The 24,533-nt window shown below is 60.0% G+C and carries 25 protein-coding genes; 8 read left to right on the top strand and 17 right to left on the bottom strand.

Going from position 1 to position 24,533, the window contains the following annotated elements; all coding sequences use genetic code 11:
* Positions 1–240: 240 nt before the first annotated feature.
* Genes osmF through PUT78_RS16855 form a run of 4 tightly spaced genes read left to right on the top strand, consistent with a single transcriptional unit; the run spans position 241 to position 3,993 of the window.
* Positions 241–1,149 (top strand): glycine betaine ABC transporter substrate-binding protein OsmF, encoded by a 909-nt coding sequence (gene osmF / locus PUT78_RS16870; protein ID WP_274353448.1) that lies wholly within the window; start codon positions 241–243, stop codon positions 1,147–1,149.
* Positions 1,150–1,158: 9 nt separating this feature from the next.
* Complete coding sequence (locus PUT78_RS16865) at positions 1,159–2,334, top strand: ABC transporter permease (RefSeq protein WP_274353447.1); 1,176 nt, start codon at positions 1,159–1,161, stop codon at positions 2,332–2,334.
* Positions 2,327–3,262, top strand: coding sequence for an ABC transporter ATP-binding protein (locus PUT78_RS16860; RefSeq protein WP_274353446.1), 936 nt, complete (start codon positions 2,327–2,329; stop codon positions 3,260–3,262). The genes PUT78_RS16865 and PUT78_RS16860 overlap by 8 nt, the downstream gene beginning before the upstream one ends.
* Positions 3,263–3,270: 8 nt before the next feature.
* On the top strand, positions 3,271–3,993 hold the full coding sequence (locus tag PUT78_RS16855; protein ID WP_420793515.1) for an ABC transporter permease: 723 nt from the start codon (positions 3,271–3,273) through the stop codon (positions 3,991–3,993).
* A gap of 85 nt (positions 3,994–4,078) precedes the next feature.
* On the opposite strand, the gene PUT78_RS16850 is transcribed toward PUT78_RS16855, so the two are convergent.
* The 7 genes from PUT78_RS16850 to PUT78_RS16820 form a co-directional block, all read right to left on the bottom strand.
* Entirely contained in the window at positions 4,079–5,269 is a 1,191-nt protein-coding gene (locus PUT78_RS16850; protein ID WP_274353444.1) for an FAD-dependent oxidoreductase, read from the bottom strand.
* Positions 5,270–5,460: 191 nt separating this feature from the next.
* A complete protein-coding gene (locus tag PUT78_RS16845; RefSeq protein WP_274353443.1) occupies positions 5,461–6,186 on the bottom strand; it encodes a DUF2268 domain-containing putative Zn-dependent protease in 726 nt (241 codons plus the stop codon).
* A 58-nt stretch (positions 6,187–6,244) separates the two neighbouring features.
* Positions 6,245–7,240, bottom strand: a complete 996-nt coding sequence (locus PUT78_RS16840) for an ABC transporter ATP-binding protein (protein WP_274353442.1) — start codon at positions 7,238–7,240, stop codon at positions 6,245–6,247.
* The gene (locus PUT78_RS16835; protein ID WP_274353441.1) at positions 7,237–8,223 is read right to left on the bottom strand and encodes an ABC transporter ATP-binding protein; all 987 of its coding nucleotides are present in this window, start codon (positions 8,221–8,223) and stop codon (positions 7,237–7,239) included. The genes PUT78_RS16840 and PUT78_RS16835 overlap by 4 nt, the downstream gene beginning before the upstream one ends.
* A gap of 10 nt (positions 8,224–8,233) precedes the next feature.
* On the bottom strand, positions 8,234–9,073 hold the full coding sequence (locus PUT78_RS16830; protein ID WP_274353440.1) for an ABC transporter permease: 840 nt from the start codon (positions 9,071–9,073) through the stop codon (positions 8,234–8,236).
* Between the two features lie 16 nt (positions 9,074–9,089).
* Positions 9,090–10,010: an ABC transporter permease gene (locus tag PUT78_RS16825; RefSeq protein WP_274353439.1), complete on the bottom strand. Its 921-nt coding sequence runs from the start codon at positions 10,008–10,010 to the stop codon at positions 9,090–9,092.
* Between the two features lie 93 nt (positions 10,011–10,103).
* Positions 10,104–11,684: an ABC transporter substrate-binding protein gene (locus PUT78_RS16820; RefSeq protein WP_274353438.1), complete on the bottom strand. Its 1,581-nt coding sequence runs from the start codon at positions 11,682–11,684 to the stop codon at positions 10,104–10,106.
* A gap of 158 nt (positions 11,685–11,842) precedes the next feature.
* Between PUT78_RS16820 and PUT78_RS16815 the strand changes: the two genes are divergently transcribed.
* A complete protein-coding gene (locus tag PUT78_RS16815; protein WP_274353437.1) occupies positions 11,843–12,826 on the top strand; it encodes a ketopantoate reductase family protein in 984 nt (327 codons plus the stop codon).
* Here the strand turns inward: PUT78_RS16815 and PUT78_RS16810 are convergent.
* The 4 genes from PUT78_RS16810 to PUT78_RS16795 are packed head-to-tail and all read right to left on the bottom strand — an operon-like array spanning position 12,808 to position 15,715.
* The gene (locus tag PUT78_RS16810) at positions 12,808–13,554 is read right to left on the bottom strand and encodes an SDR family oxidoreductase (RefSeq protein WP_274353436.1); all 747 of its coding nucleotides are present in this window, start codon (positions 13,552–13,554) and stop codon (positions 12,808–12,810) included. The genes PUT78_RS16815 and PUT78_RS16810 overlap by 19 nt on opposite strands.
* A gap of 16 nt (positions 13,555–13,570) precedes the next feature.
* Positions 13,571–13,930, bottom strand: a complete 360-nt coding sequence (locus PUT78_RS16805) for a hypothetical protein (RefSeq protein WP_274353435.1) — start codon at positions 13,928–13,930, stop codon at positions 13,571–13,573.
* A gap of 4 nt (positions 13,931–13,934) precedes the next feature.
* Positions 13,935–14,882, bottom strand: coding sequence for an aldo/keto reductase (locus PUT78_RS16800; protein ID WP_274353434.1), 948 nt, complete (start codon positions 14,880–14,882; stop codon positions 13,935–13,937).
* Complete coding sequence (locus PUT78_RS16795; RefSeq protein WP_274353433.1) at positions 14,882–15,715, bottom strand: alpha/beta fold hydrolase; 834 nt, start codon at positions 15,713–15,715, stop codon at positions 14,882–14,884. Before PUT78_RS16795 ends, PUT78_RS16800 begins: the two co-directional genes overlap by 1 nt.
* Positions 15,716–15,817: 102 nt before the next feature.
* Here PUT78_RS16795 and PUT78_RS16790 point away from each other — a divergent pair, with 102 nt between their 5' ends.
* On the top strand, positions 15,818–16,135 hold the full coding sequence (locus tag PUT78_RS16790; protein ID WP_274353432.1) for a hypothetical protein: 318 nt from the start codon (positions 15,818–15,820) through the stop codon (positions 16,133–16,135).
* Here PUT78_RS16790 and PUT78_RS16785 read toward each other — a convergent pair.
* From PUT78_RS16785 to PUT78_RS16760, 6 genes are all read right to left on the bottom strand, one after another.
* Positions 16,120–16,662 (bottom strand): TRAP transporter small permease, encoded by a 543-nt coding sequence (locus PUT78_RS16785; RefSeq protein ID WP_274353431.1) that lies wholly within the window; start codon positions 16,660–16,662, stop codon positions 16,120–16,122. The two genes, PUT78_RS16790 and PUT78_RS16785, sit on opposite strands and share 16 nt — an antisense overlap.
* Positions 16,659–17,960: a TRAP transporter large permease gene (locus tag PUT78_RS16780; protein ID WP_274353430.1), complete on the bottom strand. Its 1,302-nt coding sequence runs from the start codon at positions 17,958–17,960 to the stop codon at positions 16,659–16,661. Before PUT78_RS16780 ends, PUT78_RS16785 begins: the two co-directional genes overlap by 4 nt.
* Positions 17,961–18,026: 66 nt before the next feature.
* Positions 18,027–19,046, bottom strand: a complete 1,020-nt coding sequence (locus PUT78_RS16775) for a TRAP transporter substrate-binding protein (RefSeq protein ID WP_274353429.1) — start codon at positions 19,044–19,046, stop codon at positions 18,027–18,029.
* Positions 19,047–19,283: 237 nt separating this feature from the next.
* Positions 19,284–20,273: a LacI family DNA-binding transcriptional regulator gene (locus PUT78_RS16770; RefSeq protein ID WP_274353428.1), complete on the bottom strand. Its 990-nt coding sequence runs from the start codon at positions 20,271–20,273 to the stop codon at positions 19,284–19,286.
* A gap of 85 nt (positions 20,274–20,358) precedes the next feature.
* Positions 20,359–21,264 (bottom strand): NAD(P)-dependent oxidoreductase, encoded by a 906-nt coding sequence (locus PUT78_RS16765; RefSeq protein ID WP_274353427.1) that lies wholly within the window; start codon positions 21,262–21,264, stop codon positions 20,359–20,361.
* A 27-nt stretch (positions 21,265–21,291) separates the two neighbouring features.
* A complete protein-coding gene (locus PUT78_RS16760; protein ID WP_274353426.1) occupies positions 21,292–22,047 on the bottom strand; it encodes an SDR family oxidoreductase in 756 nt (251 codons plus the stop codon).
* A 105-nt stretch (positions 22,048–22,152) separates the two neighbouring features.
* On the opposite strand from PUT78_RS16760, the gene PUT78_RS16755 reads away from it, so the two are divergent.
* Positions 22,153–23,100 (top strand): 2-hydroxyacid dehydrogenase, encoded by a 948-nt coding sequence (locus tag PUT78_RS16755; protein ID WP_274353425.1) that lies wholly within the window; start codon positions 22,153–22,155, stop codon positions 23,098–23,100.
* Positions 23,100–24,137 carry an L-idonate 5-dehydrogenase gene (locus PUT78_RS16750; RefSeq protein WP_274353424.1) on the top strand — a complete coding sequence of 346 codons (1,038 nt, stop codon included), beginning with the start codon at positions 23,100–23,102 and terminating at the stop codon, positions 24,135–24,137. Before PUT78_RS16755 ends, PUT78_RS16750 begins: the two co-directional genes overlap by 1 nt.
* The last annotated feature ends 396 nt before the right edge of the window (positions 24,138–24,533 follow it).

Here is a 24,533-nt window from a genome sequence, read left to right as displayed (position 1 = left end):
GGATAGTTACTGTAACATATTTCGCAGACATCGGGGTGATGCCCTGAAATGCCGGACCAGTCCGGCATCCGTTTCACACATGTGGCCAGTGCGCGGTGAACGCAGTTAACGCCACAAAAGAAAGCCAGCGTGATGTAATGTTGCGCAACCCGTTCCGGTTTTGTGACCCGCACCAATAGACCTGGCGCATGATCAACCTACCTCTTGTTGAAATTACCTGTCGAAGGAGCCCGATACATCATGAAAACACAGCTTGTCTCTGCCACTCTGGGGCTTTGGGTCGCGATGGCATCTGCCACATCAGCGGATATCCGGGTGTCATCAAAAATCGATACTGAAGGCGGGCTATTGGGCAATATTATTGCCCTGGCACTTGAAGATGCGGGCATTCCGGTGGAACGTCGGCTGCAACTGGGCGGAACGCAAGTGGTGCGCGAAGCCCTGCTGGCCAACCAGATCGACATTTATCCTGAATATACCGGCAACGCGGCATTCTTCTTTAACGAGGCTGACAGCGACATCTGGAAAGATGCAGCAGCAGCCCATACCCGTGCGGCGGAACTGGACAGCGAACAGAATGACGTTCTCTGGCTGTCCTCCGCACCGGCCAACAATACCTGGGCGATTGCAGTGACCGGACCTGTCGCTGCGGAAAACGCATTGGTTACCATGTCCGATTTCGGAGCATGGGTTGCAGGCGGGGGCGATGTGAAGCTGGCCGCGTCAACCGAATTCGTGTCTTCTCCTGCGGTGTTGCCAGCGATGCAGGAAACCTATGGCTTCGCGCTGACGCCGGACCAGACAGTGGTTCTGTCGGGCGGCGACACGGCGGCAACGATTCAGGCGGCGGCACGCGGCACCTCGGGCGTGAATGCGGCGATGGTTTACGGCACGGATGGTGGTGTGGGGGCTACCGGTCTTGTGGTGATGCAGGATGATCAGGGGGTGCAGCCGGTCTATGAACCCGCGCCGATCATACGCGCAGCCGCGCTTGCGGAATATCCCGCGATTGCGGATGTACTTAACCCGATTTTCGAAGGTCTGGACATGACCATCCTGCAGGAACTGAACGGACGCATTCAGGTGGGTGGCGAACCCGCAGAAGCGGTCGCGCGCGAGTATCTGACCCGGACCGGAATTCTGGACTGACCGCGCGCCATGGTGCTTAGCCCGTATCGCATGGCGCTGTCCGCGCCGGGCGTGCTGTTCACGGCATTGGGGCTGGGCGCGTTGCTGTTGCCCTATATGACGATTGCCGCGAACCGGATCGTGGCGGGCGATGGCGTCATGGCGTGGCAGGTCGCGGCCCCCGGTGCCACATGGCCGGCTGTGGCCGTTATTGTCACCGGGCTGCTGATGGGGTTGCCTGCATCAATGCCGCGGCTGCGGCTGGGGGGCGCGGTGCTGGGCATTCCGGGTCTGATCGCGCTGTTGATACAAGGGGCACCCGCGCTGCTGGAAGGGGCGGGCGAATATGCCCGTGTGTCACCGGGCATCGGTTTCTGGTGTCTGCTTGCAGTCTTCATGCTGTTGCTGGCGGATGCGTTGGCAGGCATTGCGCCCGGCCCGTTGGCGCGCGGTGGCATGCTGGCGGCAGCGCTGGCGGGGCTGGCGGCCATCCTGTGGTCCGGCGCGTTGTCGGATCTGTCGGTTTTACAGGAATTTTCCAGCCGCCGGGATGCGTTTGTCAGCGCTGCATGGCGGCATCTGGGTCTGGCCTTCGGGTCGCTGACGGCGGCGGCGGTCATCGGGTTTCCGCTGGGTGTCCTGTGTCACCGTCGCGCGCAGTTGCGGGGCGCGACATTGCCGGTGCTCAGCTTTCTGCAGACCATTCCGTCACTGGCGATGTTTGGTCTGATGATCCCTGTCCTTGCCTGGGTTGGTACCGCAATTCCAGGGGCGCAGGCCATCGGCATTGCAGGTATCGGCTTTGCCCCGGCCTTTCTGGCGCTGGTGCTGTATTCGCTGCTGCCGGTAGTAGGCAATACCGTGGCCGGACTGGCCGCCACCCCGGTCGCCGCGCTAGAGGCCGCGCGCGGTATGGGCATGACGCCGCGCCAGCGCCTGTGGCGGGTGGAATTGCCGCTGGGACTGCCCATCATCCTGACCGGGCTGCGTATTGTTCTGGTCCAGAATATCGGGCTTGCCGTCATTGCGGGGCTTATCGGTGGTGGCGGGTTCGGCACATTTGTCTTTCAGGGGCTGAACCAGACCGCGACCGACCTGATCCTGCTGGGGGCGCTGCCCACAGTTGCGCTGGCCCTGACAGCTGCCATTGCCATGGATATCTTCGTAGAGTTGGCGCGCGTGATACCGGATACCGGACATGATTGAAATTGACCGCCTGACCAAAACCTATGGCGCAACCAAGGCCGTCGACTCTGTGTCGATGACAGTGGAAGCCGGGACGATTACTGCCATCGTCGGTACATCGGGGTCAGGGAAAACCACGCTGTTGCGCATGGTCAACCGACTGGAAGAACCCAGTGCAGGCGAAGTGCGCATCAACGGGACATCGACCCTGACGGTCAAGCCGCATATCCTGCGGCGGCGCATTGGCTATGCCATTCAGGGGCACGGCCTGTTTCCGCATCATACTGTGGCGCGCAATATCGCGGCTGTGCCCGAATTGCTGCAATGGCCCCGCGACAGGATCCGTGCGCGCGTTGATGAATTGCTGGACCTGTTTTCCATGGACCCGGCGCAGTTTCGCGACCGCTACCCGTCGGATCTGTCGGGTGGGCAGCAACAGCGCGTAGGCGTGGCCCGCGCTTTGGCATCGCGGCCTGATCTGTTGCTGATGGATGAACCCTTCGGCGCGCTGGACCCGATAATCCGCGCCCGCGCACAGGATGATCTGCGCCGCATCCAGCAAAAGCTGGGGTCAACGATCATGCTGGTTACCCATGACATGGAAGAAGCAATGCGTCTGGGCGACAAAGTGGCGGTGATGGATGCCGGGCGGCTGGTGCAATATGACACGCCTGCGCGGATCATCACCCGCCCCGCAACGGATTTTGTGGCCGATATGGTGGGCGATGTTGAACGCCCCTTGCGGCTGTTGTCGCTGATCCCCGTGTCGGAAATCGTTGCTGACGGCCCTGCCGATGGCGCGGCCCTGCCAGCGGGGGCCAGCCTGCGCGATGCGCTTTCCGCCTGTCTGTGGACAGGACGTTCTGCGGTGCCGGTGGAACAGGACGGTGTGCAGATCGGGCATGTGAGCCTTGATGCAATCCGCGCCCGCGTGGAATTCCACCCATGAGGCCCGCAATGGTCCTGCGACTGACAGTGCTGGTGCTGCTGCTGGCACTGGTCCTGCGCCCCGACTGGTTTGCGTCGGTCTTTGCGCCACTGGCACCTGCAGGCGGGCCTGTCATCTATACGCGCAATTCGCTTTTGTCGCTGTCGCTGAACCATCTGGGGCTTGTGCTTGCGGCAGCAGGCGCGGCGACGGTGATTGCCGTTTCGCTGGCCATTCTGGTGACCCGCCCGGCAGGGGTCGCATTCCGCCCGCTGGCGCGCAGCATCGCCAATATGGGGCAGACATTTCCCCCGGTTGCGGTGCTGGCGCTGGCCGTCCCGGCAATGGGTTTCGGGTCGGCGCCGACATTGGTGGCGCTGTTCCTGTATGGTCTGTTGCCCATTCTGGAAAACGCGATAACCGGCCTGACAAACCTGCCCCGCGCCACGATGGAGGCTGCGCGCGGCATCGGCCTGTCGCGCTGGCAGCGGCTGGTCCGTGTGGAATTGCCGCTTGCAATGCCGGTTATCCTGACGGGCATCCGCCTGTCGGTTGTCATCGCGCTGGGAACAGCGACAATCGGATCAACTGTTGCGGCCCATACGCTGGGCGAGGTGATTATTGCCGGACTGCTGACCAACAACACTGCCTTTGTTCTGCAGGGCGGGCTGATCGTGGGGCTGTTTGCCGTGCTGATCTATGACGCGATGGTGCAGATCGAAACCCGGCTTGCGCGGCGCATGCGCATCTGAGCAAAGCGGGCGGGTGGTTCTTGTCATCCACCACGGGCAATGCTGCATGGTTCCCGCCGCCATACCATTGTTTTGCAAGGCGAGATCAGAATTTCAGCCCAAAGCCGTCCGGTGGTAAAAGGTCACCGCAGACCAGACGGCTGAGGATGCGTGGAAGGGGCGGGATCATGGACATGGGGAACAGCAGCCGGTCCCGCAGTATCGGCAGCAAGTGGCTGTCTGACTGGTATTGCGGGGTAAAGGCCCAACTCATCAGTTGATAGATGCGCACATGCCAGCGCCTTGTGCGCGCATAAAGCTGCATGGCGCGGTCGGCATCCCCCTGCGCATGTTCCAGCGCCTGTGCCAGCGCCCACGCATCAAGCAGGGCCATATTCGCCCCCTGTCCCAGTTGCGGGCTGGCGCGGTGGGCCGCATCCCCGATATGAACAACGCCGTTGCCCCATGGCCTGCGCAATGTGCCGTGGCTGTAGCGCGCCATCGCCATCTGGCCCGGTTCCGTGATCTGCGCCGCAAAAGGGGCATATTCCGGCCAGAGCGTGATCGCCTCATCCCGCCAGCGGTCAAGACCTTGTTTGCACCAGCTTTCATGCGAGGATGCGGGAAGTGACCAGAAGATCGCCGCCTTCCGCGACGTGTCACCGTGCAGGGAACCGACTGGCAGCACACCCAGCATCCGCGACGCCTTGCGGTAGATCTGGCGCAGCTCATCCGGGGGCAGGCCAGTGTTTTCTGGCCAGTCAACCGTTGCCCAAAGCGCCCCATAACCCAATGGTTTCGCGCGCAGGGGCGAAAGGGGCGAGTGCGCGCCGCTGGCATCGATGATCATGCGGAACGGTCCGGCATCCTTGCGGCCCTCGAAGCAAAGCCGTTGATTGCGCTGTGCCGATACCTTGTGCCCGGTGACAATTTCCGCGCCTGCGCTGATGGCTGCATCCAGCACAACCTGAAAAAGTGCCGCGCGGTGAATCCCCAGCCCGAAGCGGGGGCCGCCGGGGCGATCATAATGCACATCCAGAACGCGGTGGCCGCCAACTGCCTCGTGGCCCAGCATGCGGTGAATGCGGTTGCCCTGGGCCAATGCTGCATCGCCAGCGCCGATCTGATGCAGAACCTTCATGCCCACGGGTTGTATGACCAGCCCTGACCCCACGGGACGCGCCTGATCGAACTGATCAAAGACCACCACCCGATGACCAGCCTGCGCAAGTGCTGCGGCAGCGGTCAAGCCACTGACCCCGGCCCCGGCGATGGCAATATGGTTTGTGTGCTTCATGTCGGGTGTTGCTTCCGGATGGCTTGTATCCGGGCCTACATACTTGCGGATAAATCCGGGAACAATCGATTTTGACCTGACATCGGGGCCTGCCTTTGGCCAGCGCATAACGACACCATGGGGACTGCTTGGCGGACTGTGCCCTAGGTGAACGCATGCAGCATCACCCAAACGCGCCTGAAAAGGGAAGGTCAGATATCGCCAAGATACGGCAGGAAAATCTTGGCATCAGCATGGACCAATCCAGATGCACTGGTTTGTTGGCACGCGGCCAGATATTGCGCAACTACATGATACCCGAGCGAATAACCTAGCCATCTGGGCAATTCCGAAGAACCGAAGAACCACGCCTCATGCCCATATTCACGGCTTCCCCATTCGTTCTGGACCTTGGTGATATGCGGGCGCAAAGTGCTGATCGTCATGCTCTCCCACTGTTCGGGCGGCCCTCCAAACGCTTCCTGTGAAAAGTGCCCTGCCAGCCCTTCTGAAATCAGCGCCTCACCGAGCGTATTCCCATATCCGGGTCCGTCCCATCGCGAGCAATGATGCAATTCATGAGCCAGCATTCTTTCCACAGACCTGCTGACATTCGCCCTCAGAGAAGGGTGTCTTGGGTCCACTGTAACATAAATCAGGCCAGCCTCTGGCGCGCATCCCAGATGCCCCTTCTCCGGGATAACGTGTGTACCGGCTTTGATCACCACATCGGTATCGCGCAACGGTAGCAGTTCAGCCGATGTGTCGAACGCGGTGTTCAGGAGTTCGGCGAGCCAGCCTTGCAGGCCGGAAAGCTGGTCGCGGGCGTCGAGGAAGTGCAGGATCATCTTGGGCATGACGCCCGCTACCACATCATGCGTGCCACGGGCAATTATGGGCCCGAACCGGTCCTGCGGCGGGCGGGATAGCGTCGTCATCGTGTCTGCCCCTCGTCGCGGTTCAGCTTGGTTCCCATCGCGCGATCTGCCTGACCTGTCACTGCTGCTGATGGTGGTCCTGCCCATACAGGTGACACGCGACGATTCGTCCTTGCGAATGACTTGTGGTTGGCTGCGTGGATTTGCAAACCTCACCCATGAACCTGTCGCAACGCGGGTGGAATGCGCAGCCACTTGGCGGGTTAATGGGCGAAGGCACTTCACCTTGCAGGCGCACAGCCCGCGCGCTTTTGCGGTCCGGGCGCAGGGGCAGGGCCGCAGATAACAGCGCTTCGGTATAGGGGTGCATGGGGCACTCAAAAATATCCTGCGTGTCCGCCAGTTCCACAAGCCGCCCCAGATACATCACTGCAATCTGGTCGGCCAGATAGCGCGTGGTGCCCAGATCATGTGCAACCACGACATAGCTGCACCCGTATTCGTCCTGAATATCCTTGAACAGGTTCATGATCTGCGAGCGGATAGAGACATCCAGCGCGGAAACCGGTTCATCAAGTATCAGGACTTCCGGACGCGCAACAATGGCAGAGGCAATGGCGATGCGCTGGCGCTGTCCGCCCGAGAATTCATGCGGGAAAAGCCGTGCCTGATCCGGGCGCAGCCCTACTGAAACCAGCGCCTCGTCCACGCGGCGGGTCAATTCACCGCGGGTCAGCTTTTCATTCACCACCAGCGTTTCTGCAACGATATCAAAAACGCGCATTCTGGGACTGAGCGACGCCCAGGGGTCCTGAAATACCGCCTGCACCTTGGTGCGGAAACGGCGTAGTGCCGCGCCCGACAGTGTATTGATATCCTCGCCATCGACCAGAATTTTCCCCGATGTCGGTTCAAGAAGCCGCAGCAGCATACGTGCCAGCGTGGTCTTGCCGCAGCCGGATTCGCCCACCAGTGCCAGTGTTTTGCCCTTTTGCAGTGACAGCGTCATGTCTTCGACCGCGCGCACAACCGCCGTTCTGCGCGACAGAAACCCGCCTGTGGGGACGTCGAAATGACGGGTGACGTTTTTCAGCTCCACAACCGGTGGGTTCATGCCATCTCTCCTGTTTTCCAGCAGGCGGCAAAATGACCTTGCCCGTGGTTTTTCCCCGGAACCGTCGGTGGCGAAACTGTTTTGCAGCGCGTATCTGCAAGGGGACATCGCGGCGCGAAACTGCATCCCGTGCCGATTTCGTGCAGGGCAGGGGGGTTCCCCTTGATGGCGTAAAGCCTGTCAACCTTGCGGTCGACATGTGGCACCGAGTTCAGAAGCGCGACAGTATAGGGGTGCGAGGGCGCGTTGAACACATCATCAACTGTCCCTTCTTCGACAATCCGGCCCGCATACATGACCACCAGCCGGTGGCACAGCCGCGCAACGATGCCCAGATCATGCGTGATGAAAACAATCGCAGTGCCGGTTTCCTGCTGTATCTGTTCAAGAAGTTCCAGATATTGCAGCTGGATCGTCACATCCAGCGCGGTCGTCGGTTCATCTGCGATGATGACCTTCGGCGCACCCGCGATTGAAATGGCACCGACAACGCGCTGTTTCATCCCGCCGCTCATCTGGTGGGGAAAGGCATGAACGCGGCGCGCGGCATCTGCGACATTCACTTTTTTCAGCAGGCTGATCGCCTTTTCCAGCAATCCGCCGCGCTGCTGATTGATCTGCAATGCCTCGATGACCTGATTTCCGATTGTATAGACCGGGTTCAGCGATGTGTGCGGATCCTGCAGGATCATCCCGATCTCTCGCCCGCGTATTCTGGTCATCTCGGATTCTGTCAACTGAACAAGGTCGCGCCCGTCAAGCCGGATCGACCCGCCCGCAATACGCCCGATAGGCCGCGGCAGCACACGCATGATCGACAGCGCCGTCATGGATTTGCCCGATCCCGACTCCCCCACGATGCCAAGCGTTTCGCCCTTGTTCACTGAAAATGAAACACCGCGCACCACTTCGATGGCACCACTGCTTAACGCAAGTTCGGTGCGCAGGTTCTTGACACACAGGATGGGGTCGTTTTTTGTCATGACACTATCCTCATGCCTGCCGCAGCTTCGGGTCCAGCCAGTCGCGCAGCCAGTCCCCGATCAGGTTGACCGACAGCACAGTCAGCAGGATCGCAAGACCAGGGAAAAGCGATATCCACCAGTTCGACACGATCAGTTGCCGCCCGTCCGCGACCAGCAATCCCCATGCCGGGGCCGGGCGCGGAATGCCAATACCAAGGAAGGACAGTGTTGCTTCCAGAATGATGACGACACCAATCTGCAACGTGGCCAGAACAATGATGGTATTCATGATATTGGGCAGGATGTAGCGCAGCACGATACGCCCGCCCGATGCACCTGCGACACGGGCACGGGCTACGAAGTCCCGCTCGCGCAGGGACAGGGTTTCCGCCCGCACCTGTCGCGCGAAGAAACCCCAGATCACGAACACGACCACCAGCACCACCAACCCCAGACTTGGACCGGAGATTGCAGCCAGCGCCAGTGCCAGCAGGATCGATGGCAGCGCGAAGGTGATATCCACAAGCCGCATGATGATGACATCGACCCAACCGCGCAGATATCCCGAAATCAGCCCGAGCGCGGTGCCAAGAATAGCACCAATGGCAATGCCAACCATCGATATTCCCAGCGCATATTTGGCACCGTGCAGGATACGACTGAGCATGCAGCGGCCCAGCCGGTCGGTCCCCAGCGGGTAATCCCAGCTTCCCCCGAACCCGACGGGCGGCTGCAACCGTGCCCGCAGGTTGCTGATATAGGGGTCATGCGGCGCGATCCATGTTGCAAGAAACGCAGGAATAATCAGCACCAGAAACAACAGTAAAATCGGGACAAGCGGCAAGCGGCGCAAGGCGCGTCGGCTCATGGTGTAATTCCCCGTATCAGGTGTTGCGGATGCGCGGATCAATCAGCGCATACAGGATATCGACAATCAGATTCGCCAGCAGGAACAGCACGGCGAAGAACAGAACCACGGTCTGCACCACAGGAAAATCGCGTCCCTGAATGGCCGTGATCGCCAGCCAGCCGGTGCCCGGCCAGTTGAACACGGTCTCGATCACGACGGAGCCGGTCAGCAAAGACCCTGCAAGCACCCCGAAATAAGTTACCGGCACAATCGCGGCATTGCGGAACGCATGTTTCCAGACCACCCGCCGTTCCCGCACGCCCTTCACGCGCGCCAGTTTGATGTATTCCGCGTCCAGCACTTCCAGCATTGCAGACCGTGTAAGCCGCGTAAGGGCTGCCACCTGAAACCACGCCATTGCGACCGCAGGCAGGATCATATGCGACAACCCGCCATAGCCCGATGTCGGAAACCAGCCCAGCATCACCGCGAATATCCACATCAGCACCAGCCCCAGCCAGAATGCCGGCAGGGACTGGCCCAGCAGCGCGATGACTGTCGCCACGGCATCCAGTGCAGTGTTCTTGTAAACAGCGGCCATAACACCCAGCGGCAGGGCCACGACAATACTGATCAGAAGGGCCAGTCCGCCCAGTTGCAGGGTGGCAGGCAAACGTTCCCACACCACTTCTGCGGCGGTTTGCCCTTTCCATTTCAGGCTGTCGCCGAAATCGCCCATCGCCGCGTTTTGCAGAAATGTCAGGTATTGCACCCAGATCGGACGGTCCAGACCCAGATGCCGGGTCACCTGTTCGATCTGTTGCGGGGTCGCATCATCAGGCAAAAGCGCATCAAGCGGGTTTCCCGAAAGATGGCTAAGACTGAACACGATCAACGTGATCACAAGCAATGAGATCAGGGCATAAAGGGTGCGCTTGAACAGGAAAGTCAGCATGACAGGGCATGACCTATTATGAGTAAAGAGGGGGGAAGAAGGCCGCACCTTTTTGGCGGGAACGGCCCCCTTCTTAACGATTGCGCATGCGCTTTACTGCGGTTCAATCAGATTGAAATGGCTTATCCCTGCCGAGGTGACACCCGGAAAGGTCCAGCCCGCAACTGTTTCAGGGTTGACCATGATTTCAGCGGACAGGCTGGCCAGCGGTGCAACCGCGTATTGCTCAAACGCCTGCTGGAATATCCGGCCTGCAAGCTCCTCTCGTTCCTGCGGGTCGGTTGACGCCGCATAGAGGGTGTTCAACTCCTCTATCACCGGATCTTCATAATTGACGTTCGGACGACCCGAACTGGCGTAGTAATTGCCGATGCCAACCGCGCTTGGCTTGACGGGCATGTTGCGCATCGGGTGGAACAATCTGGCTTCGCGCGCGCGGCGCAGCGCGCCAAGCCCCGCCCAGTCCAGTTCCACAATCTCGGTCTGGAACCCGACTTCATCCAGAAAGACCTGCATCAGTTCGGCCATGGTGGGGAATTCGGGGTTGCCGGCCAGATTTGACGACAGGATCGGAATGACCGGATTTTCAAAATCCTGCGGATACCCGGCTTCGGCCATCAGCGCCATGGCGCGTTCCGGGTCATACCCGTAATACTCCTCGAACATCTCTGCCAGATCTTCACGGTACCCTTCGTGACGCGGGTCCATGCCAAAGACCGGCAGGATGGATGCGCGCCCGTCATAGAGCACATCAATCACTGCTTCGCGGTCAATCGCGCGGTTGATGGCTTCGCGGATGCGAATGTCCAGCCATGGCAGCGTCGGGTCCAGCTTGTCATCACCTTCTGTCAGGAAGGTGCCATTGAACAACATCGCCGTCTGGTTGGCAGCATTGGATGACCCTATTGCTTCAAACCCTGCGTTAATGGCATCGGGCTGCAATTCGCGCGGCAGCACGGCCATGTCCGCCTCGCGCGACAAAAGTGTGGCCAGCGCGGTGGCTGGTTCGCCGATGAAACGCAGAACCAGCCGCTCTACTTCGGCATCGCGACCGGACCAGTGGTTCTCAACCCGTTCAAAAGTCAGACCCTGGCCGATATTCCGCGCCACAAACTGGAATTCGCCTGTTCCTGCGGGCCGGGTATCATATCCTTCCAGCCCTTCCGCATCATACTGGGCCTTGCTGTAAATCACCAACGATCCGCGACCACCATGGGCGAACAGAAAATCGATCTGGGGGCGCGGCAGGGTGAATTTGACGGTGCGTTCATCCAGCGCTTCGACCGCAACATCTTTCAGTTGCGCCACCCCGATCAGGGTGCTGTCCTCGCCGGTGTGCAGGGTGTGGCTATGAACCACATCCGCCGCCGTGACAGGGCCATAGCCGAAATGAAATTCAGCACCTTCATGCAGGGTGAAGGTCCATTCGGTGAAATCGTCATTATGCGACCAGCTTTCGGCAAGACCGCTGTTATCATACATTCCGGTAACAGGATCATGGCCGACCAGCCCTTGCATGGCGGGGCCAAGATTGAAATCGCCCGGCGTGTTCCAGTAACGGTTGGTTTCAACGGATGGGGGTGACATCGCCACGGTAATGGTCTGTGCGGATGTCAGGACAGTTGTGCCAAGCAATACCGCCAGGCTGACACCGGCTATTCTTGTTAGTTTCATGTTTTCCTCCTCCAAAAGCATCGGCGCCTTGTGACAGTTGTTTTTCGCAGAATGTCTGGAAACCTGTTTTACATGGTCACTGATATCGTTATCATGTGGATGAGGACAGGTCATGTCAATGCAATTATTCGGTTGTTCACACGAAGACGGAGCATGAAATGCGGGTTGCAATTTTGGGCGCAGGGGCGACAGGCGGATTGCTTGCTGTCGCATTGTCAGAAGCCGGGCATGATGTGTCGATACTGGTACGCGGTCCGCATCTGGATGCCATACGGGCAAACGGGCTTTGCCTGCGCGACCCGTCAGGGCAGGAAACCGTAATCCGCCTTCACGCAACGGATGATCCCGTGCAACTTGGGCCGCAGGATGTCCTGATTTCCACGCTGAAGGCCCCGGCGCTGGCGCAGGTCATCAGCGGCCTGCCCGCGTATCTGCGCGACTGTCCCATCATCATGGCCATGAATGGCGTGTTCTGGTGGTATGGCGTCGGGTTCCAGCCGCATGACCGGCCGCTGGATTGCACGTTGCTGGACCCCGGCGCGGTTCTGGCGGGCTTGCTTGATGCGACGCAGATTCAGGGCGCGATCATCTATGCCACCAATCAGGTCGTTGCGCCGGGTGTTGTCCAGAACCGAAGTGCGACAAACCGGTTTGCCATCGGTGGCCCGGTGCCGTCGGACCTGTCTGAAAATCTGGCCGCAAGCCTGTGCAGCGCGCGCGTGGAATTCACGCATACCGGGGACATCCGCTATCAGATGTGGCACAAATTGCTGCGCAACCTGTCATCAGCCCCGATATCGGTGCTGACCGGCGCGCGCGTGCGCGAAATCAACCAGATGCCGGACACCGCGCGCCTGGCCCGCGCGCTGTTTCTGGAAGGGGCGGATGTCGCCCGCAGCCATGGTTTTGACGGGCTTGCGGATGACGTTGATCAGGTCATTGCACCGGGCAAAGGCGCGCTGCAGGTGCCATCCATGCGGCAGGATTTCGACCTTGGGCGCCCGATGGAAATCGATTCCATGCTGCGGATCGTCCAGCATTTCGCGCGCGGGGCAGGGGTGGCAACGCCGGTGCTGGATGTCGTACTGCCGCTGGTGGTGCTGGCCGCGCAGACCGCAGGGTGCTATCCGCGACCGACATAGGGCATTTTGGTGGCCATGATGGTCATGAACTGCACATTCGTTTCCAGCGGCAAGTTTGCCATGTGCAATACGGCGTCTGCCACATGCGCCACATCCATCACCGGTTCTGGTCGCAATGTGCCGTCGGCTTGGGGAACACCCTTGCCCATCGCTTCGGTCATGTCGGATGCGGCGTTGCCGATATCGATCTGCCCGCAAGCGATGTCATGCTTGCGCCCGTCCAGCGACAAAGTGCGCGTCAGCCCGGTAATGGCGGTTTTGGTGGTGGTATAGGGCACCGACCCCACGCGCGGCACATGCGCCGAGATTGAACCGTTATTGATGATCCGCCCGCCTTTGGGGTCTTGCGCACGCATCATGGCGAATGCCCCCCGCGCGATCAGAAACGCCCCGTCAAGGTTGACTGAAACAACGCGCCGCCAGTCTTCCCATGAAATATCGGCGATTTCGGTTGCCGGCAGGCTGATGCCCGCATTGTTGAACACTACATCCAGCCGCCCGAAACGGTCCTGAATGGCTGCAAACAACCCATCCACCTGTTCGGGGCTGGATACATCGCATGGATGCACCATCGCGCGTTCGGGTGCTGCGGCCGCAACTGCGTCCAGCCCGGCACGACCGCGCGCTGCCAGAACAACATGATGCCCGGCGGCCAGAAACGCATTCGCGCAGGCACGCCCGATCCCCTGACTGGCCCCGGTAATCAGAACGACTTTGGTTTCTGTCATCTGCGTCATCTCCTGTTCAGGCCGGTCTGCCGACAAGCACACCTGTCGGGATCGGCAATTGATCGGCTGCGAAAACGATATGGAATACATGCCCGTCGAACATGTCAAACAGGGCTTGCGATGCGGCCTTGCTGGCATAGCGGATATCTGAATCAAGCGCTTCGGCAATTGCTTCGCGCGACGGGAATTTCATCGCGATGACCAGTTCCAGATGCGTGTCTGGACGGTCGCTTTCCACCTCGCGCAGAAGGCGGACTTCCTGCACATGGGGAAAACGTGTCCAAAGCGCATGAAGTTCTGCCTTGATATGGGCATCAAAGGCGTCTTGCTTGCCGGGCTTCACATGACCCTGAAAAAACGCACATCGCACAAACATCCGGTCACCCTTCCTGTTGGGACATCTCGTCGAAAACCCGTTTCACGCGCGCCACGGTCACATCATCTGGCCGCACACCCTGTGCGTGGTCACATAGCTCATGCACCTGCGCTTCGCTGTTCAGCCCGACGATGACACTGGCGCAACTTGCCGTCAGCAACGGAAAACGGATTGCAAAGCGCGTCATGTCTGCAGCGGCTTCGGGCAGCACGGCGGCAAGCCGGGCGCGATGGGCAAAGGCGGTGGCGTATTTCGGCTTTGCCAGCCTGTGTTCGCGGGGTAGTGCGGCGTGGTCTGCATAGCGGCTGGTCAGCACGCCCTCATAAAGCGGACGGATCGCAAGAAAACCCTGACCACGCGCGGCGGCGTCCTGAATAAGGGGGCGCATTTCCATCTCAATCGGGTTGTAATAGGCAATCAGCGCGCGGTTGCCGGGGATGTCCAGCGCGGCCCCGGCGCTTTGCGGGAAATAAGGAAAGCAGCCCATATGGGCGACCTTTCCCTTGTCGCGCAAGCGTTCAAAACATTCACCCACAGCATCGCGGATTTTTGCAAGCAGCGTCAGGCGCGGGGCTTCTTCATGTGGACGACAGCGCCACATCCATTGCACCAACGCGATGCGGTCGGTGCATAATTCGCGCAGCGCATCGTCAATGCGCGCTTCCAGCTTCGCCGGGTCGAACCCGTCATCGTCCCAATCGGGGACCGGTGCCTTGATGACATGCAGCAGGTCATGCCGTTCCGGGTGGTTGCGCAGAACCGGCGTCATCAGCCACCGGACGCCATATTCATAGCTGGAATGAATAAGGTTCACACCTCGTTCAATCGCCACTTCCATGGCGCGCTGGTGTTGCCTGACCGCCGGGTCATCATGTGCCTGCGGTGCCCGCATCGGGCCATAGCAGATGACCGAAACATCCAGATCTGTGCCCATCAGGCGGCGTTTATCCATCAGGCGGCCCCCAGACTGGCTGCGAATTCCGCCAGATCGGCAACAAAGCTGTCGGGGTGTTCAGCCTGAAGGGAATGTCCGCCATCCGCATAGGTGACTGTGCGGGCATCGGGCAGGCGGGCCGTCAGTTCATCAACATCGGGCTGAATGCGGAATAACCTGTCCTGCAGCCCCGTCATGACCAGCACCGGCAAGGAAAGGTCCTGCCACGCAATATCCCATTGCGCCTGTTTGACACCTTCGGCCAGTCGCCTGCGCGGGTGGTCGGCGGGCCATGGTGTATAGCCTTCTTCCGGCAGATGGGTCGTGCGCAGCTTTTCCAACTGGTCCACCCCCGACAGGACAGGGCGCAGCACATCCAGCACCAGGGGCATCCCTCCTATGCCGATCAGCCGTTCTTCCAGCGTATTGATCCATTCCACCTGCGCATTCTGTTTACGCAATGTATTGATCAGCACCAGCCCTTCCGCCTGTGCCCCGGCCAGCAGGGCCGAAGCCCCGAACAACCCACCAATCGACAGCCCCACCAGAATGGGCCGCCGGGGTACGATACGTGCCAGAACCGTGCCCGTATCAGAGATGATTTCTGCCGGTGTAAGGGTCGCATCAGGGCCGAACCGTGTCTTCCCCTGTCCGCGATAATCAAAACTGAGCGTCCCGAAACCCCGTGCGCGCAGTGCAGGCGCAAGGGTTTCTTCCCACACTTGTGTTGTCGCGCCCATGGAGTTCAGGAACACGAATGTCGCTTTGTCACCCTGCGGTGAGTGGTGGATCGCGTGGATTGCGTTATCCGGATCAAGCTCCAGGAAAAGCGTGGTGTCACTGTTGGACATACCGGCGGCTCCCATATGTTTCAGACTTTGCAGCAGGTTATGATATCGTTATCATACATGCAAGCCATTCGGTGGAATCTGTACAAGAATGAAAGGGAAATCATGTTCACACGCAGCGCTATTTTTCGCGGCCGCATCCATGACGGGATGAAAGACGCCTTTTATGACGCTGTTCGCACGCGGTTGTTGCCGGCATGGCAGCAGATGTTGCACGCGCAGGCGGTGCGCCTCTATCATCCGCTTGAAGCCGAGCAACCCGGCGAGGATGTCTTCCTTGTTCAGGAAATCGACTACCCCACCCGCGACGCCATAGCGCAAGCGCTGGCATCCGACCGCAGGCTTGCGGCGATGGACGCCCTTGCATCGGTGCGCCACATGTATGAGGGCAGCCATTATCACATCATCTACCAAAGGCTTTGATCGCTGGCGCGCGGCCCGAAGATCAGCGCATCGGTCGCGCGCAGTGCCAGCACAATGGATTGAATGATCAGCAAACCGCCGCCGACAGGCATGGCCAGCCGCCCCAGCGCAACCGGGAAATAGCTGGACGGGCTGGTCTGCCCGGCCCCCAGTTCGACAAACCTGATACCGTATTTCAGCAGGAAATAGCCAAAACCGGCCACCACCAGATTGACCAGCAGGAAATGCAGTATCCGCACGCGCCCGCCCAGACGGTCACGCAGCAGATCGACCTGCAGGTGAAACCCCATGCGCAGGCAGACGGCCGTGCCGATCATCGCGATATACCCGGACAGATAGACGGCAAGTTCCTCAACCCAGGGCAGCGGAAAATTCACCACATAGCGCACGGCGACCTGCAAAAGCAGCATCGTCAGCACACCCAGAAGCGCCGCCCCCATGGCGATGCGCGACAGCCAGTCGATGGCGCCAGCACCCCGGTCGATCCAGTCAATTGCATGTCGCAAGGCAGGGGTGTGTCCGGTCATAGCCCCACTCCTCCCAGTTCAAAGAATGCCGGCAGTGTTTCGGATATGGCGGGGATCATCAGGATAATTACCGCCAACACCACTTCCAGGATGATCATCGGCCACATGTATTTCAGGATATCGGGCATCGAACAGCGCCCTATCAGGCATGCGGTCAGAAGTGCCCCGCCCACTGGCGGGGTCAGATGGCCCACCCCCAGCACGATGATGATGATCAGCGCAGTATGCACCGGCGAGAACCCGAGTTGGTAGAATATCGGAATGATGATCGGACCGAACAGCAGGATATTCGCAGTCCGCCCGACAAACATGCCCGCAATCAGCAATACGATCAGGATCAGTGAAACGATCACGAAGGGGCTTTGCGACACAGTCGTCAGCGCGCCCAGAACCGCTTGGGGGATGTGCTGAATCGCAACGATATAGGAAAATGACAGCCCGACGCCGGAAATGATCAGCACAGCGGCAGAGGTGATTGCCGATGAGACAAGAATCGGCCCCATCTCGGTGATGCGGATCGATCTGTAGACAAGCAATGTCATGATCAGCGCATAAAGAACGGCGACGGCTGCGGCCTCGACAGTGGTAAAAATACCGCCGAAAATGCCGATCAGGATGATGGCGGGCATGCCCAGTGGGGCAAGGCCCGCGCGCAGTGCCACCCAGACCTGCCGGAGATTGGCGCGCGGATGCAGCGGCAGGCTGTATTTCCGCGCCATGACATAGGCAAGGATCATGTAGCAGACCGCCATGAAAGCGCCGACGCTGACACCCGCCGCAAACAGCGCACCGACAGGCACCCCGAACACCGCACCATAGACTACCATCACAATTGACGGGGGCAGGGTAGGGGACAGGGTGGCCGATTGCGCCGTGATGGCCGCCGCATAACCGCGTGGATAGCCATCCTTGACCATGGCAGGCACAACCGTCGACCCCATCGCCGCAATATCCGCCTGACCAGAGCCGGAAATACCGGCGAAAAACACGCTGGACAGGATATTCACCTGCGCCAGACCGCCGCGCATATGCCCGACAAAGGCGCGCGCGACATCCAGCAGCCGGTCAATCAGCTTGCCCCGCACCATGATTTCGCCTGCCAGAATGAACATCGGCACCGCGAGGAAGGTAAAGGATGTCACACCATTGAAGATGCGCTGGTTAAGGATGATCAGCGTCGATTCCCGACCCGTATCGATGAAATGCACAAGGGTTGAAAGCCCCATGGCCGCGAAGATCGGCACCCCAAGCAGGATGCCGATAATCAGGACTGCGAGCAGAAGAAGGATGATGGCCATGAGACAGATGTTCCGTTGACCTGACCGACCGGTGGGAACCGGTCGGCACAGGCTGGTGACCGGGGATCAGCGCGCGCGGATGGCGTCGATGGCGGATTGCGCCTGTTCGGCGAAATCAGCATCAAGATTGTCGGCGATGAATTGCTGCCCGACAGGGAAAGCTGTTTCCTGCCAGACCGCCGCTTCGGCAGGCGAAAGGATGGTGATATTCGCGCCAGCCGCCGCCGCATCGCGAAGTGCATCAAGTTCTGCTGTCATTGCGGCACCGTTCTGGATGATGATGGACAGATCAGATGCTGCGCTGATGATGTCGCGTTGTGCATCGGTCAGGGTTTGCCAGAACTCTTCGTTGACCAGATAGGCCATGTAGGAAAAGCTGTGTCCTGTCATCGTGATATTGCCCAGAAGATCGACATGCCCCGCGCTCATGGCGCCCGAAAGGCTGCCTTCGGTCGCATCGATGATCCCGGTCTGAAGGCCCTGGTTCCGCTCAGACCCCGACAGCCCGACAACTGATCCGATGCCAAGCCCCTGCCAGACAGCAATATTCAGCGGCCCTGGCGGAACGCGCAGCTTGACCGGGCCAAGATCAGATGGCAGGCGGATCGGCCCATGCCGGGAATAAAGATTGCGGACGGAATTTTCGGCCGCGCCAAGGAAGCGGATCGTATCACCTGAACGTTCAAGAATGTGGTCGCGCACGAAGCCGACAAGTTCCTGATCGCGCATCAAGGCATAGAATTCGTTGCGGTTGGCGAAAAGATACGGAGCATCAAACATCTGCACATTCGGGGCAATGCCTGAAAGGCCGTGAATGCCCACCACATAGAATTCCAGCTCGCCCAGGCGCATCTGGTCCACCACATCGCGGTCCCCGCCAAGCGTGCTGTGAATGACCAGATTGACCTGAATTTCCCCTGCAGATTGTCCTTCGACAATGGCCTTGAATGCTTCGGCTGCAACGACGGAACTGGGGTTTTCGGAATGCGCATAGGTCATCTGCACCTGCGCCAGAGCAGAGTTTGCAAGCATCAGGCCAGCAACCCCGGTTGCGGCAACCTTTCGTATGAATGATGGTAGCGTCATGTTATGTCCTCCCTTATGGTATCGTTATCATTTCAACATTGACCTGTCCACGTCAATTCTTTTTTTGCAATTTTCTGGCAGAAACAGGTCAGGCCGTCGCGCCAAGCCCCCGCGGGAATGATCCCCGCAGTTGCTGTGGCAGTCCTTCGTCAGCGGTGTGTCGCGGGGCGGTAGTGGGCCACTCTGCGGCCTTCGGGAAACGCCGGGACCAACCAGCGTTCACCCGCATTCAAGGATCTAGATCGAGGATTCGCGCAGCAATAATCGCGGCTGGATATGTTCGCAGATTGCCTCGGTTGTGCTGTTATCCAGCACTTTGCAAATCAAGCTGGCCGCGCGCGCGCCGATTTCCTTGGGTCCGGGGTCAATTGTGGTGATCGAGGGCACGCAGATCGCGCCAACCTCGTAATTGCCGAAACCGGCGATGGAAATCTGGCCCGGTACAGGAATGCCACGCCGTTGGCAGGCACTCAGGGCACCAAAAGCAGACAAATCCGACACGCAGATCACAGCTTCGGTATCGGGCGCGGTGTCCAGCAGATGAACCATCGCGTCGGCCCCTTCGCGCATGGAAATCGGTGGTGGGCCTGCCGCAATCAGGCGTGTCGCATCCAGCCCATGCCGCTGCATCGCGGCCACAAAACCCAGCCGCCTGTCCAGCCCGCGTGTATCGCGGTCCGCATCGCCGCCGATAAATGCAATCCGCGTCAGACCTTTTGCGACGAAATGGTCAACCATGGACTGCACGGCCTGCGCATTCGAAAAACCGATCACGTGATTCAACGCTGCTTCCGGAAGATCCCAGGTTTCGATGACCGGGACATTCGCGTTAGTCAGCAATCTGCGGCAGCGCGGGGTATGCTTCCCCCCGGTCACGACAACTGCTTGCGGCTTCCGGCGCAAAAGTTGTTCGATAAGACGTTCTTCTTCCTGCATGTCGTAATTCGTGTACCCAAGCAGGATTTGAAGCCCTCGATGCTTCAGCCCTTCATTCAGTGCCCCAACAGTGTCGGCGAAATTGGCATTGTTTATCGACGGAATCGTGACTGCCACGAAATCGGTTTTCTGGGATCGCAGGCTGGACGCTGTGCTGTCCAGCACGTATCCCAGTTCTTCTGCTGCCGCCAGAATGCGCGCGCGCGTCGCGTCATTGACCAGACTGCCCGGCTTGAATGCCCGGCTGACCGTCATGGGCGATACGCCCGCCTTGCGGGCAACATCTGTCATTGTGGGTGATTTGCGCGGATTGTCCATCCTATGTCGCTATCGTGGGTTATGCGTTCAATCCAGTCTTTCGTTCCGCGCAGGGCATTTACACTGCGTCCTTGTTGGAATTGGGCAACGGGTTTCCCGCACCGGTGAAGAATTCCATCAGCGCGGCCTGATCCTCGCCGCCAAGCCCTGCTGCTGTCAGCATCCGGTGTATTTCAGCGCACAGGGCGGTCATCGGCATTGCGGTGTTGCTCAGACGCGCAAGATCCTGTGCGCCGTTCAGATCCTTGACCATATTGTCAATCCGGCCGGTGCGTCGATAATCGCGCGCGGCAAAACGCGGCATGTATTCCTGCAGCAATGCGGAATCTGCACGCCCCCCGCGCAAGGCCTGCGGAATGCGGCTTGCATCGACGCCGGCGGCTTCGGCCAGTGCAGTGGCTTCTGCCACGGCCATAAAACCCAGACCGCACAGAACCTGATTTATCAGCTTGGTCGTCTGGCCCGCCCCGGCTGGCCCCATATGCGTCTGGTTTGCTGCAACCTTGGCCAGGACGGACTGCGCCCTTGCCACGTCAGCTTCTTCCCCGCCCTGCATAAGTGTCAACTCGCCCGTGGCGGCTTTGGGAATGCCACCGGACAAGGGGCTGTCAACCCATGCAAGACCCTGCGCCTTGGCGCGCGCGGCCAGATTCTGGGTTGTGGTCGGATCAATTGACGACATGTCGATGATAAGTGTGCCCGGTTCCGCGCCTGCGGCCACCCCCTCCGGCCCGAAAACCGCAGCGTCCACAATGCGCGGACTGTTCAGGCTTAGAATAACAGCCGATGCAGACCGCGCTGCATCGGCGCCGCTTGCCGCCGCGGTCGCGCCGCATGCGACCAGCGCATCCACTTTCTGTTGGTCAAGGTCGAATACCGACAGCGCCGTCCCGGTCCTGACAAGTCGTGCGCCAATCGCGCCACCCATAGCGCCGGCACCGATAAGGGCGATTTTCGTGGCCATGTTATGTTCCTGTCTGTTGCGATGTGTTCAGAGCGAGGCGGTGATGCCACCATCGACGAAAAGCGTGTGGCCATTGACGAAGCTTGCGGCATCGGATGCAAGGAAAATACAGGCGCCCTGCAATTCTTCGACCTTGCCCCAGCGCCCCGCTGGCGTGCGTTTTGCCAGCCATGCAGAAAATTCCGGGTCCGATACCAGCGCCGCATTCAAGGGTGTGTCGAAATATCCTGGCGCGATCGCATTGCAGTTCAGCCCATGCGGCGCCCAGTCCGTTGCCATGCCCTTGGTCAGGTTCGCAACAGCACCTTTGGTGGCCGTATAGGGTGCAATACCCGGGCGGGCCAGCAACGTCTGGACACTGGCGATATTGATGATGCGCCCATACCCACGCGCGATCATGTGGCGCGCAACAGCCTGGCCCACATGGAACGCGCTGGCGATATTGGTCTGCAACAGCTTCTCGAACATCTCGGCGGGGAAATCCTGCAGGGGTGCGCGGTGCTGCATGCCCGCATTGTTGACCAGAATGTCAATCGCACCATGTGCTGCCTCGAAGCCATCAACAGCGTTGCGCACGTCGTCGTGGCTGGTGACATCAAAGGCCAATGTAGTGGCCCCCGGAATACTGGCAGCGGCCTTGGCCAGCTTGGCTTCGTCACGCCCGTTCAACACGATTTGCGCGCCCGCGTCTGCAAGTCCACGGGCAAGCGCGAAGCCTATGCCCTGCGAAGATCCAGTGATCAGGGCACGCTTGCCGGTCAGATCAAACAAAGTGTAAGTCATGCAAACTTCCTTCTGATTTCGCTGGACAACCCAGCATTTAGCTGAGTATGTTAACGATATCACGAAAGGTCAACATCAAAACCTCCCAGCAAAACGGATTGTCGTATGTCCAAGCCGCACATTCTTCAGATGGGCCAATTGCCCGAATGGGATGAAGCCCCGTTGCACGACACCTATCAGGTGCATCGCTATTATGACGCGCCCGACAAAGGTGCATTCCTGTCCGAAATCGGCCCCGGAATAAAAGCCATCGCCACGCGCGGCGATCTGGGCGCGGGTGCAGATGTGATAGCCGCTTGCCCGGCACTGGAAATCATCTCGGTCTTCGGTGTCGGCTATGACGCGGTGGACCTGACTGCCTGTGCCGCCCGCGGCATTGCCGTGACCAACACGCCCGATGTTCTGACTGATGATTGCGCCGATCTGGCCCTTGGCATGTGGCTGGCCCTGTCGCGCGGTATTGTCGCAGCGGATGCCTGGGCGCGGTCGGGGGACTGGGCCTTGAAAGGCGGGTTCCCGTTGCAACACCGCGCCTGCAGCAAGCGCGCGGGTATTCTGGGTCTTGGCCGGATCGGGATGGCGGTTGCGCGGCGGCTTCAGGGATTTGGCATGCAAATTTCCTACAATGCCCGCACACCGCGGGCAGATTGCGCCGACTGGCAGTTCGTCGCGTCCGCGACCGAACTGGCCACCCAATGCGATGTTCTGTTCGTGACACTGGCCGCCACCGCCCAGACACGGCACATCGTGAATGCCAGCATGCTGGACGCGCTTGGCCCCGACGGGCTGCTGGTCAATATTTCCCGCGCGCAGAATATCGATGAAGGGGCGCTGCTTGACGCGCTGGAACAGGGGCGGTTGCGCGGGGCCGCGCTGGATGTGTTCGAAGGAGAGCCGCAGCTGAACCCGCGCTTTGCCCGGCTTGGCAATGTGTTGCTGCAACCCCATCACGCCAGCGGCACGTTTGAAACCCGCCGGGCCATGGGCCAGTTGATGCGCGATAATCTGGCGGCGCATTTCGCGGGCAAACCCCTTCTGACGCAGGTGCAGTGATGAAAGCCATCGTCATCCATGCCGCGCGCGATTTGCGCGTGGAGGAGTATGCCCCCGACCCCCTCGGCCCGGGTCAGCTGCGCCTGCGACTGGCAACTGGCGGGGTTTGCGGATCGGACCTGCATTACTACCACAACGGCGGCTTTGGCGCGGTCCGGCTGCGCGAACCCATGGTGCTGGGGCACGAAGTTTCGGCCTATGTCATCGAACTGGGGCCGGGGGTGGATCGCTTCACATGCGGTCAACTGGTTGCCGTATCGCCCAGCAGGCCCTGTGCTACATGCCGCTATTGCCACGAAGGCTTGCCCAATCACTGCCTGAACATGCGGTTTTACGGCTCTGCCATGCCGTTCCCGCATATTCAGGGGGCATTCCGCGAAGAACTGATCGCCAATGCCGCACAATGCGTCGACGCCACAGGCCTGAGCGCGGGCGAAGCCGCCATGGCTGAACCGCTGGCGGTGACGCTGCATGCCACCGGGCGCGCGGGATCCATGACGGGCAAGCGTGCGCTGGTCACGGGTTGCGGCCCGATCGGCGTGTTGTCCATCCTGTGCGCGCGGCGCGCGGGTGCAGCAGAAATCGTCGCAACTGACCTGTCGGATTTCACCCTTGGCATGGCGCGCGCCTGCGGGGCGGATCATGTCATCAACATGGCCGACACCCCCGATGCGCTGGATCGCTTCACCGCGGACAAGGGCTATTTCGACGTGCTTTATGAATGCACCGGCGTCGCGCAGGCGCTTGGTCAGGGCATCAATGCGTTGCGCCCGCGCGGTGTGGTTCTGCAACTGGGTCTTGGCGGGGACATGACCCTGCCGATGATGGCAATCACCGCGAAAGAACTGGACCTGCGCGGTTCTTTCCGGTTTCACCCCGAATTCGCAACCGGAGTCGAACTGATGCAGAAAGGTCTGATAGACGTGAAACCCCTGATCACGCAGACAGTGCCCCTGAACGATGCTGAACGCGCGTTCCGGCTGGCATCGGATCGCAGTCAGGCCATGAAAGCTCAGATCATGTTCTCAGGGGTGTAGACAACAGCATGACACTGGAACCGTGGACCTTTTCCGACCTGCCTGCGTACAGGAGTGACCTTGCCCCCACACCGGAAGCAGGGTCGCGGCAGGGTTTTGCAGGTGATCCGCTTAATGCCGGGGTTCCGGTGAAAGATCTTTGCAACAGCGACCCCGACACAGCAACGCGCGCAGACCGTATGCCAGTCACGCCCTCCGCTGTGCCACACGAATGGGCCGCATGGCCATATCCGAAAGGCAGCGATATATGACATCCGACCCCCACAAATCCCCCCCCAAGAAGTACCGTTCACAGGAATGGTTTGACAATGCTGACAATCCCGGGATGACGGCGTTGTATCTGGAGCGTTATCTGAATCAGGAATACACGCGTGCTGAATTGCAGGGCGGGCGGCC

The organism is Roseinatronobacter alkalisoli, assembly GCF_028745735.1.
Taxonomy (GTDB): domain Bacteria; phylum Pseudomonadota; class Alphaproteobacteria; order Rhodobacterales; family Rhodobacteraceae; genus Roseinatronobacter; species Roseinatronobacter alkalisoli.
Note: the sequence above shows the minus strand (reverse complement) of the source record. Positions and strands in the feature narration are given on the sequence as shown.

Coding starts and splice junctions, on each gene's coding strand:
- osmF (WP_274353448.1), top strand. CDS start 241: ATGAAAACACAGCTTGTCTCTGCCACTCTGGGGCTTTGGGTCGCGATG.
- PUT78_RS16865 (WP_274353447.1), top strand. CDS start 1,159: ATGGTGCTTAGCCCGTATCGCATGGCGCTGTCCGCGCCGGGCGTGCTG.
- PUT78_RS16860 (WP_274353446.1), top strand. CDS start 2,327: ATGATTGAAATTGACCGCCTGACCAAAACCTATGGCGCAACCAAGGCC.
- PUT78_RS16855 (WP_420793515.1), top strand. CDS start 3,271: ATGGTCCTGCGACTGACAGTGCTGGTGCTGCTGCTGGCACTGGTCCTG.
- PUT78_RS16850 (WP_274353444.1), bottom strand. CDS start 5,269: ATGAAGCACACAAACCATATTGCCATCGCCGGGGCCGGGGTCAGTGGC.
- PUT78_RS16845 (WP_274353443.1), bottom strand. CDS start 6,186: ATGACGACGCTATCCCGCCCGCCGCAGGACCGGTTCGGGCCCATAATT.
- PUT78_RS16840 (WP_274353442.1), bottom strand. CDS start 7,240: ATGAACCCACCGGTTGTGGAGCTGAAAAACGTCACCCGTCATTTCGAC.
- PUT78_RS16835 (WP_274353441.1), bottom strand. CDS start 8,223: ATGACAAAAAACGACCCCATCCTGTGTGTCAAGAACCTGCGCACCGAA.
- PUT78_RS16830 (WP_274353440.1), bottom strand. CDS start 9,073: ATGAGCCGACGCGCCTTGCGCCGCTTGCCGCTTGTCCCGATTTTACTG.
- PUT78_RS16825 (WP_274353439.1), bottom strand. CDS start 10,010: ATGCTGACTTTCCTGTTCAAGCGCACCCTTTATGCCCTGATCTCATTG.
- PUT78_RS16820 (WP_274353438.1), bottom strand. CDS start 11,684: ATGAAACTAACAAGAATAGCCGGTGTCAGCCTGGCGGTATTGCTTGGC.
- PUT78_RS16815 (WP_274353437.1), top strand. CDS start 11,843: ATGCGGGTTGCAATTTTGGGCGCAGGGGCGACAGGCGGATTGCTTGCT.
- PUT78_RS16810 (WP_274353436.1), bottom strand. CDS start 13,554: ATGACAGAAACCAAAGTCGTTCTGATTACCGGGGCCAGTCAGGGGATC.
- PUT78_RS16805 (WP_274353435.1), bottom strand. CDS start 13,930: ATGTTTGTGCGATGTGCGTTTTTTCAGGGTCATGTGAAGCCCGGCAAG.
- PUT78_RS16800 (WP_274353434.1), bottom strand. CDS start 14,882: ATGGATAAACGCCGCCTGATGGGCACAGATCTGGATGTTTCGGTCATC.
- PUT78_RS16795 (WP_274353433.1), bottom strand. CDS start 15,715: ATGTCCAACAGTGACACCACGCTTTTCCTGGAGCTTGATCCGGATAAC.
- PUT78_RS16790 (WP_274353432.1), top strand. CDS start 15,818: ATGTTCACACGCAGCGCTATTTTTCGCGGCCGCATCCATGACGGGATG.
- PUT78_RS16785 (WP_274353431.1), bottom strand. CDS start 16,662: ATGACCGGACACACCCCTGCCTTGCGACATGCAATTGACTGGATCGAC.
- PUT78_RS16780 (WP_274353430.1), bottom strand. CDS start 17,960: ATGGCCATCATCCTTCTTCTGCTCGCAGTCCTGATTATCGGCATCCTG.
- PUT78_RS16775 (WP_274353429.1), bottom strand. CDS start 19,046: ATGACGCTACCATCATTCATACGAAAGGTTGCCGCAACCGGGGTTGCT.
- PUT78_RS16770 (WP_274353428.1), bottom strand. CDS start 20,273: ATGACAGATGTTGCCCGCAAGGCGGGCGTATCGCCCATGACGGTCAGC.
- PUT78_RS16765 (WP_274353427.1), bottom strand. CDS start 21,264: ATGGCCACGAAAATCGCCCTTATCGGTGCCGGCGCTATGGGTGGCGCG.
- PUT78_RS16760 (WP_274353426.1), bottom strand. CDS start 22,047: ATGACTTACACTTTGTTTGATCTGACCGGCAAGCGTGCCCTGATCACT.
- PUT78_RS16755 (WP_274353425.1), top strand. CDS start 22,153: ATGTCCAAGCCGCACATTCTTCAGATGGGCCAATTGCCCGAATGGGAT.
- PUT78_RS16750 (WP_274353424.1), top strand. CDS start 23,100: ATGAAAGCCATCGTCATCCATGCCGCGCGCGATTTGCGCGTGGAGGAG.